The following is a 12,110-nucleotide window of genomic DNA, read 5'->3' on the forward strand; positions in this document are numbered from 1 at the left end:
TCGGCATGCGTGTGTTACTCACGGGGCACCAGGGCTATCTCGGCACCGTCATGGCGCCGGTGCTCGCCCGGGCCGGCCACGAGGTGGTGGGCCTCGACTCCGGGCTGTTCGCCGAGTGCGTGCTCGGCCCGCCGCCGGACGACCCGCCGGGTCACCGGATGGACCTGCGCGACGTGCCGGCCGGGCTGCTCGAAGGCTTCGACGCGGTGATCCACCTCGCCGCGCTCTCGAACGACCCGCTGGGCGCGCTCGCGCCCGAGCTGACCTACGACATCAACCACCACGCCTCGGTCCGGCTGGCCAGGCTGGCCCGCGACGCGGGCGTGCGCCGCTTCCTGTACGCCTCCACCTGCTCGGTGTACGGCGCCTCCGGCGGCGACGACCTGCTCGGCGAGGACGCCCCGCTGCGCCCCGTCACCCCGTACGCGGAGTCGAAGGTCCGCGTCGAGGACGAGCTGATCGAGCTGGCCGACGCCGACTTCACCCCGGTGTTCCTGCGCAACGCGACCGCGTTCGGCTTCTCGCCGAGGCTGCGCGCCGACATCGTGCTGAACAACCTCGTCGGCCACGCCCACCTGACCGGGCAGGTTCGCGTGCTGTCGGACGGCACCCCGTGGCGGCCCCTCGTGCACGTGGCCGACATCGCCGACGCCTTCGCCGCCGCGCTCACCGCGCCGCGCGCGGCCGTGCACGCCAGGGCGTTCAACGTGGGCGGCGAGCAGAACAACCTGACCGTCGCCGAGATCGCCGAGCACGTCGTGGAGGCGGTGCCCGGCTCCGAGCTGCTGGTCACCGGTGAGACGGGAGCCGACCCGCGCTCGTACCGGGTCGACTTCTCCCGCATCCGCGCGGCGCTGCCCGAGCTGCACGCCCGCTGGACGGTGAAGGCGGGCGCCGTCGAGCTGGCCGACGCCTACCGGTGCCACGGGCTGACGGTCACGGACTTCCGCCAGCGCTTCACCAGGCTGGCCTGGCTGGCCGACCGCCGCGCGGCCGGCACGGTCTCCGAGGACCTGCGGACGTGACAGGCGAGGAGATGCACGCCCTGGTGGAGCGGCTCTACCCGCTGTGCCGCTCCATCACGGGCGACGGTGTGCGCGCCACGCTCGACATCGTCGGCGAGCACCTGGAGCTGGAGGTGCACGAGGTGCCCACCGGCACCCAGGTGCTCGACTGGACCGTGCCCAGGGAGTGGAACATCCGCGACGCCTACGTCAAGGACCCGTCCGGGACCAGGGTGGTGGACTTCCGGCGGTCGAACCTGCACGTCGTGGGCTACAGCGTGCCCGTCTCGGCCGTCATGACGCTGGACGAGCTGCGCCCCCACCTGCACACGCTGCCCGAGCAGCCCGGCCTGGTGCCCTACCGGACCTCGTACTACGCCGAGACGTGGGGGTTCTGCCTGAGCCAGGACACGCTCGACGGGATGGGGCCGGGGCCGTACGAGGTGGTGATCGACTCGACGCTGGCCGACGGGCACCTGACGTACGCCGAGCACGTCGTACGGGGGCGCACCGACGAGGAGGTGCTCATCTCCTGCCATGTCTGCCATCCGTCGCTGGCCAACGACAACCTGGCCGGCATCGCCGTGGCCACCGCGCTCGCGGGCCGGCTGCGCGAGCCCCGCCACACCTACCGGTTCCTGTTCGCCCCCGGCACGATCGGCGCCATCACCTGGCTGGCGCGCAACCGGGAGCGCACCGGGCGCGTGCGGCACGGGCTCACGCTGGCCTGCGCGGGGGACCCGGGTGCGCTGACGTACAAGCGCAGCCGGCGCGGGGACGCGCCGATCGACCGGGTGATGACGGCCGTGCTGCGCGACAGGCCGCACACGGTCGTCGACTTCGCGCCGTACGGGTACGACGAGCGGCAGTTCTGCTCGCCCGGCTTCAACCTGCCCGTCGGCAGCCTGACCAGGACGCCGTACGCGGGCTACCCCGAATACCACACCTCGGGAGACGACGTGGGCTTCGTCTCGCCGGAGGCCATGGCCGACACCCTGGACGCGCTGTGGGCGGCGGTCCAGGTGCTGGAACGTGACGGCCGCTACCAGAACCTGAGCCCGTACGGGGAGCCGCAGCTGGGCCGGCGCGGCCTGTACGGCTCACTCGGCGGCAGAAGTGACACGAAACAGGCGCAGATGGCGATGTTATGGGTGCTGAACCTGTCCGACGGCGATCACGGCCTGCTGGACATCGCGCAGCGGTCGGGCCTGCCCTTCGGGGCGGTCGCCGAGGCGGCGGGCGCGCTGGAGGGCGCGGGCCTGCTCAAGCGGGTGGGAGAGGGCGGATGAACCTGCGGGTGGGGGACCTCGTCGAGGTGCGGAGCGAGGCGGAGATCCTGGCCACGCTGGACGAGCGGGGCGAGCTGGAGAGCCTGCCGTTCATGCCGGAGATGCTGGCCTTCTGCGGGCGGCGGATGACCGTGCACAAGGTGGCGCACAAGCTCTGCGACACGATCAGCCGCAGCGGCATGCGGCGGATGGAACGTGCCGTGCACCTCACCGGGGCGCGCTGCGACGGCGGCGGGCACGGCGGCTGCCAGACGGCCTGCTCGCTCTACTGGAAGGAGGCCTGGCTCAAACGGGTCGAACCAGACGCGCCCCAGGCCCCGGCCGTGCCCGAGGAGCGGCTGCTGAAGCTGCTGGAGGTCAACACCCGCAAGGGCGAGGACGGCTACGCCTGCCAGGCCACCGAGCTGCTCCGCGCGGCCCCCACCTGCCTGCCCTTCCGCGACCTCGGCCAGTACGTCACGGACGTGCGCACCGGCAACGCGGGCGTGCTCGCGACCGTGCGCACGTTCCTCGTCGGGCTGTTCAACCGCTTCCAGGACGTCAGCAGGAAGCTGCTGCCGCGCCGCCTGTGGATCAGGGGCGGGCTGCGCTGGGGCTTCGTCCAGGGCCGGGCCGGCCGGGTCACCCCGACGGGCAGCCTGGACCTGCGGCCGGGCGAGCTGGTCAGGATCAAGTCGAAGGACGAGATCCTGGACACGCTCAACGATGACCTGCTCAACCGCGGCCTCGGGTTCGAGGAGGAGATGGCCCGCTACTGCGGCAGGACCGCGCGTGTGCGCGCCAGGGTCGAGCGCTGCCTGGATGAGAAGACCGGGCGCATGCTGCACATGAAGAGCCCCTGCATCATCCTCGACGACCTGGTCTGCGAGGGCGTCTACAACGCCAACTGCCCGCGCGAGTTCGTCCCGTTCTGGCGGGAGATCTGGCTGGAACGGGTGCCGGCCGGCGGGGAAGCCCCGTGAGCGAAGTCGGCGACATAGGCCGCAAGGCCGGGCGCGGCCTGCGCTGGAGCCTGCTCGGCAACCTGGTGATGCGGGCGGGCTCGTTCACGATGAGCCTGGTGCTGGCCAGGCTGCTGGTGCCCGAGGACTTCGGCGTGTTCGCCATCGCCCTGGCCGCCACCCAGTTCGTCATCTACATCAACGACGCCGGGGTGATCGCGGCGACCGTGCAGTGGCGCGGCCGGCTGGAGGAGGTCGCCCCGACGGCCACCGTGGTCGCCATCGCCTCCAGCCTGACCCTCTACGCCCTGTTCTGGGTGATCGCGCCGTTCTACGCGCGGCTGGCCGGCAGCGAGGACGCCACGTGGGTGATCCGCGTCCTCATGGCCACCAACGTCGTCTACGGGCTCACCGCGGTCCGCAGCGCCACGCTCATGCGCAGGTTCGAGCAGGACAAGCTGGCCTGGGCGAACCTGGCCGGTTTCGTCGTCACCGCCGCCGTCTCCATCACCCTGGCCGCGAACGGCGCCGGGGCCTACAGCTTCGCCTGGGGGCAGCTCAGCGGCGGCGTGCTCACCGGCCTGCTCGTGCTCGTCCTGGCCCGGGTCAAGATCGAGCTCGGCTTCGACCGCGTGCTGGCGGCCCGGCTGCTGCGCTTCGGGCTGCCGCTCTGCGTCAGCCTGGGCCTGGAAGGGCTGCTGCTCAACATGGACGCGGTCATCGTCGGCGACGTGCTCGGACCCGTGCTGCTGGGCTACTACCTGCTCGCGTACAACATCTCCAGCTGGGTGCCCGGCCTCATCGGCACCGCCATCCGTTACGTCGCGCTGCCCAGCTTCGCGCGCCTGGCCGAGGAGGGTGAGGAGTCGACGCGAGAGGGCGTGCGGCAGGCCGTGCCGCTGCTGGCCGGCCTGGTGCTGCCGATCGCCGCGCTGCTGAGCACGCTCGCGCCCGCGGTCGTGGAGTTCCTGTACGGCGCGTCCTGGCTGCCCGCCGCCCAGGCGCTGCGCTTCCTGGCCATGGTGATGGCCGTGCGCATGCTGAGCCTGCTCATCACCGACATCCTCGCGGCGCTCGGCCGGACGAAGGCGACCATGTGGGTGAACCTGTGCTGGGCCGCCGCGCTGCTGCCCGCGCTGCTCATCGGCGCCGGGCTCGACGGCATCAGGGGCGCGGCCATGGCGCACGCCGTCATCGCGGTGCTGGTCGCGCTGCCGCTGCTCGCCGTGGCCCTGCGGCGCTCGGGCGTACCCGTGCGGCTGGTCGGGGCGGGGCTGGCCCGGCCGCTGCTGGGCGGGGCGCTGGCCGGCGGCGTCATGACGGCGCTGGCCACGGTGATCGACGGCGCCTTCTTCGAGCTGTGCGTGGCCGGCGGGGCGGGGCTGCTGCTGTTCGTGCTCGTCGTGGTGCCGCGCGCCGTGCTGAAGCGACTCGTACGCCAAGGGAGGGTCCATGCGCGACTCTGAGCTCGTCTCGATCGCCCTGCCGGTACGCAACGGGGCGGAACGCCTCGAAGGCGTCATCCGCTCGGTGCTGGGCCAGGACCATCCGAGCATCGAGCTGGTCATCTCCGACAACGCCTCCACCGACGCCACCGAGGAGCTCTGCCGCGACCTGGCCGCGGCCGACGAGCGGATCGTCTACCACCGGCACCCGCGCAACGTCGGCCTGCTCGGCAACTTCACCCACGCGGCGAGGATCTCGCGCGGCGCGTACATCCGCTGGATCGGCGACGACGACCGCCTGGAGCCCTCCTGCGTCTCCCGCGCCCTGGCCGCCTTCGCCGCCGACGAGCGGCTCGTCCTCGTCACCAACCAGGTGGCCTACACCCGCGGCGACGGCCAGGTCACCACCATCCCCTACCCGGGCCCCGCACAGGGCGCCGGGCTGGGCTCCGACGACCCGGTCGAGCGGTTCACGGAGATGCTCAGGCTGCTCAACGAGAGCCCGTTCCTCATCGATCCGCTCTACGGGCTGCTGCGGCGCGGGCCCGCGACCGAGATCCCGCGGCGCAACATGCTGCGCGAGGACGAGGTGTACGCGGCCAAGCTGGCACTGGCCGGGCCGTGGGCGCATGTTCCCGAGGTGCTCTCGCACCGCAACTGGCGGGCCGAACGGATCACCCGGCTGGCCGGCCGGCTCGACGTGCCGCCCTGGCAGTCGCATCTGGCCAACACGCTCCAGTGCCGGGAACTGCTGCGCTGGCTGCGCCAGGCCGAGCTCACCGAGGCGCAGCGCCGCCGGGCCCGTACGGCGGTGCTGCGCATGTTCGCGCGACGGCAGCGGCGCACCATCGCGCACAGGAGCCGCAAGCTTCTCTCCCTGGCCCGTCTCGTGTAACACGTCCGATGAACAGAGCGATTTCCCGTTTGCAGCGGGACAAAATGTGACGGGGGCGGAAAAGTGCGCTTCTGGAGGACCATCCTTGGTCTGGCCCGGAAGAAGGTCGTGGGGCCGCCTGTCGTCATCGCGGCCATCGGGCTCGCCCTGGCCGCCTACTTCCTCATGCCGAGCCGCTACGTCTCCACCGCGTCCATGGTGCTCACCGTGCCCGCCACCGGCGGCACGCTGGAGACCGAGCCGCAGAGCCGGACGGGGCTGACCAACCCGCTGCTGCAGTTCAACGACGCCCTGCGCACGACCGCGGGCATCCTCATCCTGGCCACCAACACGCGCGACGTGTACGCCGAGCTCGGCGCGCCGGAGAACGGGCCCACCGCCGTGGTCGTCAACGACGGGCGGACCAACCCCGACCTGCTCGGCATCAGCACCAACGGGCCGTTCATCTACGTCGAGGTCGAGAGCGACTCTCCCGCCACCGTGCGGGAGGTCATGCGCAAGGCCCAGCTGCGGGTACGGCTGGAGCTGGCCAAACGGCAGACCGCGCTGGACGCGCCGATCAGCACGCACATCGGGATCATGGACGTGATGCCGCCCACCACGCCCAGGGCGTCCATCGGCGACCGGCTGGCCGCCGCGGGCTTCGGCGGCGTGCTCGGCGTCGTCGGCGGGCTGGGCCTGGCCTACGCGGTCCAGCGGATCCGCTCCACGCGCCGGGCCGGCACGGACTCCTCGTCCTCGCCCGCACCCGAGCCCTCGGAGGACTCGACGGAGGCGGAGGAGGCGGAGCAGGGGGTCTGGGCCGAGGTCGTGGCCGAGCAGCCGGTGGCGGACGGCGTTCCCGCGGTCAACGGCTCCAGGTCGCGCCTGCCCATGATGTCCGGCTTCCCGCTGACGGTGGACGAGCTGGCCGAGGAGACCACCGGCCCGATCCAGGTCATCGAGACCGAGCAAGAGAAGGACGAGTCCGAGAAGGACGACGGGCCGGATGAGGACGGGCCGGATGAGGACGGGCCGAAGGAAGGTCAGCTCGACTCGACGACCTGAGCGCACCGCGCGATGGCGGCCGCCCTGGCCTCCGCCGGCGTGTGCGACTTGGCCGAGATCATCATCCCCACCGCCTCCTGCGGCAGCCGGTCGGCGAAGGCCACCGCCTGCGCCACGTCCCACGGCTCGTGGTTGTAGCTCAGGTGGCAGATCGTGGTGTTGATCGGCGGGTCCGCCTTCAGCACCTCGTCCACGAAGACGCCGTACAGGATGAACTCGGAGACGTGCAGCTGGGAGTTGAACGCGTCGAGCCAGTCGCGTCCGGTCACCTGGGTGATGCGCCGCTGCATGGCCCGGACGATCTCCGGGTCCCAGAAAGTCAGCGCTGTCACGTAGTCGGGCAGCGGCGGGGACGGGGCGGGCGGCAGGCCGAGCAGCTCGCGGGCGACCCGGTGCCAGATGACGTGCCGCTCCATCTCGGCCGTGACGCCGTTCTCCAGCCGGTACAGGCACAGCCGCCCGTCGACGGTGAAGGACTCGGCGCTGGTCGGGCGGACGAGCACGGTGTCGGAGTCGATGATGAGCATGGCGTCGGCGTCGAGCATCCCGGCCGAGGCGATCTTGACCGTCTGCTGCATCACCCAGCCGCGCAGCGGGGGCCAGGGGCGGCGGTAGTTGACGTACAGGTCGGTGCCGGGCAGCCGCAGGTAGCGGCGGGGCAGCAACTCCGAGCGGACCCACACGTGGCAGCGGGGGCCTTCGAAGCGGGCGAAGGCCGCGCGGTCGCCCGGCGGGACGAAGACGTGGTGGATGGTGTCCTCGGAGGTGAACTCCAGGACGGAACGGTGCAACTCGGCGAACAGCTCGGCGTCCAGGGCGTAGGACGGGGTGATGACCGCCAGCTTGCTCACGGATGACTCCCATCGGGTCCGGTGATCCGGGAGCACCGCTCGATCGCCCCCGGCCCGGCCGCCATGGGCCCGCCCCTGTCGCGCCGCGCGATGAGCACCGCCTTCACCGCCTGCTGGGGCCACTCGGCCGCGCGGCGGTGGCCGGGTGAAAGTTAGCCTCTTGTATCCATATCGGCGGGCGATAGCTGGTGTTACACGGCTTGTGTAACGCTCCACCCTGTTTCGGGCGACATCCATGAGGCGGGACTCGCAGGGGAGGGCGCGTGGATTTCTGGGGGACTGTCCTCGTCCTGGCGCGTCGGTGGTACGTCGCCGTTCCCGCCTTCCTGGCCGCCGTCGGCGCCGCCTTCTACGCCTACTCCACGGTCCCGATCACCTACACCACGACCGCGGTCCTCCTGCTCACCGCGCCCAACAGCGGCGGCACCCTCCCGTCCGACCCCGACCTGCCCCTGCCCCGGGTCAACCCGCTGCTCAACTTCGACCACGGGCTCGAGGTGGCCGCCTCCATCCTGATCAGCGTCATGAGCACGCCGGACATGGTGGCGGAGATGGGGGTCACCAGCGAGGGCCCGACCAAGTACGCGGTGACCAACGGCACCAACAACCTGGAGTCGCTGGCCACGGGGCCGCTGGTGTTCGTGGAGGGGGAGAGCCGGTCGCCGCAGGAGGCCACGGCCATCGTGCACAAGGCCGTCGCGCGGATCAGGCAGGAACTCGACACCCGCCAGCGGCAGGTGCGGGCACCCGCGGGCACGTACATCACGATCAGCGAGGCCGTGCCGCCGACCAGTCCGGCACCCCAGCAGGGCAGGAAGCTGCGCTCGGCGGCGGCGGCGCTCGGCCTGGGGGTGATCGCCTCGCTGTCCGCCGCGTTCGCGGCCGAGAGCCTGGCGGCTCCGCTCGGCGCCCGCCTCGCCCGGCGCCGCCCGCTCCGGGTCCGCCGGCTGGCCGGGAAGACGGGGGCGTGACCGGTGGCCGCCCCTGCCCAGGCGCCCGCGACCGCCCGGCTGCCCGGCGCGCCGCCGCTGCCGGGGCGGGCCGACGGGGCGACCGTGGCCGCGGTGTTCGCCGCCGTGCTGCTGATCGTGCCGGCCCGGCTCGTGCTGAAGGGTCTGCCCCTGTCGCTCACCCCGGCCAACGTGGTGAGCCTCGGCGCGGCGGTGCTCTGGCTGTGCGCGCAGCTCACGCTCACGCTGGGGGCGGCCAAGGGACGCAACCCCGTGCGCACGGCACTGTTCGCCTACTTCACCTCGATGGTGGCCACCTACGGGATGTCCACCTGGGGCTACATGGACTCCGACGAGCTCAACCTGAGCGATCACTCGTTCGTGCTCGTGATCGCGACGGTGGGGCTGGCGCTGACGGTCTGCGACGGCGTGCGCGACCGGCGCAGGCTGGATTTCGTGCTCAGGACCCTGGTCGTCTGCGGGGCGGTGATCTCGGTGATCGCGGCGCTGCAGTTCCTGCTCTCCATCGACCTGACCAGGTTCCTTGAGCTGCCGATCCTGCGCTACACCAGTGAGGGCGACTCGTTCGTGCTGGAGCGGGCCGACCTGCGCCGGGTGGCCGCGACGACCGGCCATCCGATCGAGTTCGGCGTCACCTGCGCCATCCTGCTGCCGCTGGCCGCCCACTACGCCACCCGGGCCCGGCTGCGGGCCGAGCCGGCGCTGCGGTGGTGGGTGTGCACGGCGCTGATCGGGCTGGGCCTGATGTTCTCGGTGTCGCGCTCGGCCATGCTGAGCCTGCTCGTCGTCGGCGTGGTGCTGTTCGCCGGCTGGTCCTGGCGGCGGCGGTTGGCCACGCTGCTGGTGGCGGCCGGGTTCCTGGTGGTGATCAGGGTGACCGTGCCGGGCCTGCTCGGGGCCATCACGGGGCTGTTCACCGACCTCGGCAACGACGAGAGCATCCAGTACCGGACGCACGACTACGCCGTGGCCGCCCAGCAGATCGGCCAGCACTTCTGGCTCGGCCGGGGCCTGGGCACCTGGTACGCCCCCAAGCACCAGATCTTCGACAACCAGTACATCCTGTCCATGGTCGAGACGGGCCTGCTCGGCACCGTCACCTTCGCCGCGCTGTTCGTGGTGGCCTGCTACGCGGCACTGCGGGCCAGGCACCTCAGCACCGACCCAGGCGACCGCGACCTGTGCCTCACCGTCGCCGCCTGCCTGGTCGTGCCGCTGGTGGGCTCGCTCACGTTCGACCTGCTGTCCTTCGCCACCGTGACGGGCCTGGCGTTCGTCCTGGTCGGCACGGCCGGAGCGCTGCTACGGGCGGCCAGGTCCGATCAGCGGGCGGGTCGGCAGGCGGATCAGCTCTCTCCCGCGCAGGCCAGCGGGCCGACGATCGAGGTGATCCGATAGTTCTCGTCGATGGTGACCAGCTCGTTGCCGGACCACTCCGTCCGGCCGCACTCGGAGTCGGCGGGCCCGTACGCCCAGGACTTGTCCACCACCTTGTTGCCGCGCACCACCTGCCGGCCGCGGGCGTTGCGCACCTGGAGGCTGTAGGTGCCGCCCATGATGAGGTTGTCGGTGACGACCACGTCCTCCGACTTCTCGTCCACCAGGAAGATCGGCGCGGTGATGTCCTTGGCCTCGCGCTGGTCGACGGTGTTGTGGTGGAACAGCAGGCCCTTGCCGCCGTTGTAGGACTGGATGCCGTCGGAGTGGTCGCCCGGCCGCGAGCAGAGCTTGACGAAGGAGTCGCGGATCTCCACATCGTCGCCGGAGACGCGGAAGCCGTCGCTGTGGCCCTGCACCAGGACGCGGGTGGCCCGGTACTTGTCGTAGCCGATCGCGGGCAGCGGCTCGCACTTGGCCGTGGTGCCCACCGTGGAGTCGGTGATCGTGAACCGGAACGACTCGGGCCCGTCGGCGTTGATCACGTCGCCGTCGATGACGCTGTTGGTGATCGTCACGTCGTTCGCGTGGATCAGCAGGTGCCCGGGGATGTGCACGCCGTCCAGCACGGTGCCGTCGGTCCGTACGCGGTAGGCGACGTTCTCCGTGTTCAGCCGGATCTCTTTCAGCTTGACGTCCCGGGGCGCGCCGGTGCAGGCGGGCGTGGGGTGGTCGGGGCAGGACGAGCCGTCCGTCCGGACGATCATGGGGGAGGGCGCCGGGGTGGGTGTCGCGGCGGGGGCCGCGTCGCAGGCGGCCGGGGCCAGCGCCGCGGCGAGGAGCAGGAGATGACGGGCGCGCATGGCCGCCTCTCAGGCGCCGAGCCGGGGCAGCAGCTCGGCCCACGAGCCCGCGTCGAGGTCGCGCGGGCTGACCTCCGCCGGGGGCAGGGGCCAGGCGATCGCCAGGTCGGGATCGTCGTACCGGACCGCGAGATCCGCGCTCGGATCGTGCTCCCTGTCGATGCGGTAGCAGGTGTCCGCGAAGTCGGTCAGCGCCTGGAAGCCGTGCAGCAGCCCTGGAGGCACGTACAGGGTCAGGAAGTCCTCGTCGTCCAGGCGCACCGCCATGCTGCGCCCGAACGTGGGCGAGTGCGGCCTGGCGTCCACCAGCACGTCGTGCACCGCGCCTCTCGCGCAGCGCACCAGCTTGCCCTCGCCCCTGCCGGAGCGCCCGTGCAGGCCGCGGACCGTGCCCAGGCGCGACCTGGACTGGCTGTCCTGGATGAACGCGCACGCGTCCAGGCCCGCCGCGGCGGCGGTGGCGGCGTCGAACGTCCTGGTGAACAGGCCGCGGCTGTCGCGGTGCGGCGACGGCCGGAACAGCAGCACCCCGTCGAGCTCGCCCTGCTCCACTTTCATGTCTCGTCCTTCCAGGAGGCGGTCTGATGAAGGCGTCGGTGAGCGTCGTCATTCCGGCGCACAACGAGGAGACGGTCGTCGCGGCGGGGCTCGACGCGCTGCTCGCGGGGACGGCGCCGGGGGAGTTCGACGTCGTGGTGGTGGCCAACGCCTGCTCCGACCGGACGGCGGCGGTGGCGGCGCGGCCCGGCGTGCGGGTGCTGGAGACGTCCGTGCCCGGCAAGGTCAACGCGCTGCGCCTGGGCGACGCCGCGTGCCGGGTCTTCCCCCGGGTCTACCTGGACGCCGACGTACGCCTCGACGCGGCCTCCGTACGGGCCCTGGCCGAGGCGGCGGGCCGGCCGGGCGTGCTGGCCTGCGCGCCCGTCCCCGAGTGGGACCTGAGCGGCACCGGCCCCGTGGTGCGGCGGGTGCACCGGGTGCACGACCGGCTCGTCGCGCCGTCGCGGGCGCTGGCCGGCGTGGGCGTGTACGTGCTCGACGAGCGCGGCCACGAGCGCGCGTTCCCCCTGCCCGACGTGATCTCCGACGACGGCTGGGTGGACGGCTGCTTCACCGGCGCCGAGCGCGTCGTGGTCGATGCGGCCCGGTCCCTGGTACGCCCGCCGGGCACGGTCCGCGCCCACCTGCGCCGGCGGATCAGGGTCCGCAGGGGCAACCGCGAGCTGGCCGCGCTGGGCCGGCCGGGCCGGGCGCTGCGGCCGGCCGCGCTCGGCGCGCTGCTGGCCGGTCGCCAGGTCAGTCCGCTGGACGCCGCCTGCTACCTGACGGTCCTGGCCGCGGACCGGCTGCTGGCCAGACTGCGCGGCGGCGCCACGGGCTGGGGCACCGACGCGGGCAGCCGTCATCAGGACCCCGCGCGTTCGTAG

General features: G+C 72.3%; 12 protein-coding genes. 9 read left to right on the top strand and 3 right to left on the bottom strand.

Annotated elements, in window-relative coordinates; translation table 11 throughout:
- Nucleotides 1–5: 5 nt before the first annotated feature.
- The 6 genes from B0I32_RS32485 to B0I32_RS57985 all read left to right on the top strand — a co-directional run bounded on the left by B0I32_RS32485 (nucleotide 6) and on the right by B0I32_RS57985 (nucleotide 6,621).
- On the top strand, nucleotides 6–1,025 hold the full coding sequence (locus B0I32_RS32485) for an NAD-dependent epimerase/dehydratase family protein (RefSeq protein ID WP_106246275.1): 1,020 nt from the start codon (nucleotides 6–8) through the stop codon (nucleotides 1,023–1,025).
- The gene (locus tag B0I32_RS32490) at nucleotides 1,022–2,293 is read left to right on the top strand and encodes a DUF4910 domain-containing protein (protein WP_219912110.1); all 1,272 of its coding nucleotides are present in this window, start codon (nucleotides 1,022–1,024) and stop codon (nucleotides 2,291–2,293) included. Before B0I32_RS32485 ends, B0I32_RS32490 begins: the two co-directional genes overlap by 4 nt.
- Nucleotides 2,290–3,255, top strand: a complete 966-nt coding sequence (locus tag B0I32_RS32495; protein WP_106246276.1) for a hypothetical protein — start codon at nucleotides 2,290–2,292, stop codon at nucleotides 3,253–3,255. The genes B0I32_RS32490 and B0I32_RS32495 overlap by 4 nt, the downstream gene beginning before the upstream one ends.
- Complete coding sequence (locus B0I32_RS32500) at nucleotides 3,252–4,700, top strand: oligosaccharide flippase family protein (protein WP_245956164.1); 1,449 nt, start codon at nucleotides 3,252–3,254, stop codon at nucleotides 4,698–4,700. The genes B0I32_RS32495 and B0I32_RS32500 overlap by 4 nt, the downstream gene beginning before the upstream one ends.
- Nucleotides 4,687–5,574, top strand: coding sequence for a glycosyltransferase family 2 protein (locus B0I32_RS32505; protein ID WP_106246278.1), 888 nt, complete (start codon nucleotides 4,687–4,689; stop codon nucleotides 5,572–5,574). The genes B0I32_RS32500 and B0I32_RS32505 overlap by 14 nt, the downstream gene beginning before the upstream one ends.
- A gap of 108 nt (nucleotides 5,575–5,682) precedes the next feature.
- Complete coding sequence (locus tag B0I32_RS57985) at nucleotides 5,683–6,621, top strand: hypothetical protein (RefSeq protein WP_106246280.1); 939 nt, start codon at nucleotides 5,683–5,685, stop codon at nucleotides 6,619–6,621.
- Here the strand turns inward: B0I32_RS57985 and B0I32_RS32515 are convergent.
- Nucleotides 6,600–7,472, bottom strand: coding sequence for a DUF6492 family protein (locus B0I32_RS32515; RefSeq protein WP_106246282.1), 873 nt, complete (start codon nucleotides 7,470–7,472; stop codon nucleotides 6,600–6,602). The genes B0I32_RS57985 and B0I32_RS32515 overlap by 22 nt on opposite strands.
- Nucleotides 7,473–7,735: 263 nt before the next feature.
- Between B0I32_RS32515 and B0I32_RS32520 the strand changes: the two genes are divergently transcribed.
- The gene (locus B0I32_RS32520; RefSeq protein WP_106246284.1) at nucleotides 7,736–8,443 is read left to right on the top strand and encodes a GumC domain-containing protein; all 708 of its coding nucleotides are present in this window, start codon (nucleotides 7,736–7,738) and stop codon (nucleotides 8,441–8,443) included.
- A 3-nt stretch (nucleotides 8,444–8,446) separates the two neighbouring features.
- Nucleotides 8,447–9,841 (top strand): O-antigen ligase family protein, encoded by a 1,395-nt coding sequence (locus B0I32_RS32525; RefSeq protein WP_245956165.1) that lies wholly within the window; start codon nucleotides 8,447–8,449, stop codon nucleotides 9,839–9,841.
- Here B0I32_RS32525 and B0I32_RS32530 read toward each other — a convergent pair.
- The gene (locus B0I32_RS32530; RefSeq protein ID WP_106246286.1) at nucleotides 9,790–10,683 is read right to left on the bottom strand and encodes a hypothetical protein; all 894 of its coding nucleotides are present in this window, start codon (nucleotides 10,681–10,683) and stop codon (nucleotides 9,790–9,792) included. The genes B0I32_RS32525 and B0I32_RS32530 overlap by 52 nt on opposite strands.
- 9 nt (nucleotides 10,684–10,692) lie before the next feature.
- Nucleotides 10,693–11,241 carry a dTDP-4-dehydrorhamnose 3,5-epimerase family protein gene (locus B0I32_RS32535; protein ID WP_106246288.1) on the bottom strand — a complete coding sequence of 183 codons (549 nt, stop codon included), beginning with the start codon at nucleotides 11,239–11,241 and terminating at the stop codon, nucleotides 10,693–10,695.
- A gap of 26 nt (nucleotides 11,242–11,267) precedes the next feature.
- On the opposite strand from B0I32_RS32535, the gene B0I32_RS32540 reads away from it, so the two are divergent.
- The gene (locus B0I32_RS32540; protein ID WP_106246290.1) at nucleotides 11,268–12,110 is read left to right on the top strand and encodes a glycosyltransferase family 2 protein; all 843 of its coding nucleotides are present in this window, start codon (nucleotides 11,268–11,270) and stop codon (nucleotides 12,108–12,110) included.

Origin of the sequence: Nonomuraea fuscirosea, assembly GCF_003001935.1 — a bacterium.
GTDB lineage: Bacteria > Actinomycetota > Actinomycetes > Streptosporangiales > Streptosporangiaceae > Nonomuraea > Nonomuraea fuscirosea.

Bases quoted from the DNA above. Each gene is read 5' to 3' on its own strand.
- B0I32_RS32485 (WP_106246275.1), top strand. From the start codon at position 6: ATGCGTGTGTTACTCACGGGGCACCAGGGCTATCTCGGCACCGTCATG.
- B0I32_RS32495 (WP_106246276.1), top strand. From the start codon at position 2,290: ATGAACCTGCGGGTGGGGGACCTCGTCGAGGTGCGGAGCGAGGCGGAG.
- B0I32_RS32505 (WP_106246278.1), top strand. From the start codon at position 4,687: ATGCGCGACTCTGAGCTCGTCTCGATCGCCCTGCCGGTACGCAACGGG.
- B0I32_RS32530 (WP_106246286.1), bottom strand. From the start codon at position 10,683: ATGCGCGCCCGTCATCTCCTGCTCCTCGCCGCGGCGCTGGCCCCGGCC.
- B0I32_RS32535 (WP_106246288.1), bottom strand. From the start codon at position 11,241: ATGAAAGTGGAGCAGGGCGAGCTCGACGGGGTGCTGCTGTTCCGGCCG.
- B0I32_RS32540 (WP_106246290.1), top strand. From the start codon at position 11,268: ATGAAGGCGTCGGTGAGCGTCGTCATTCCGGCGCACAACGAGGAGACG.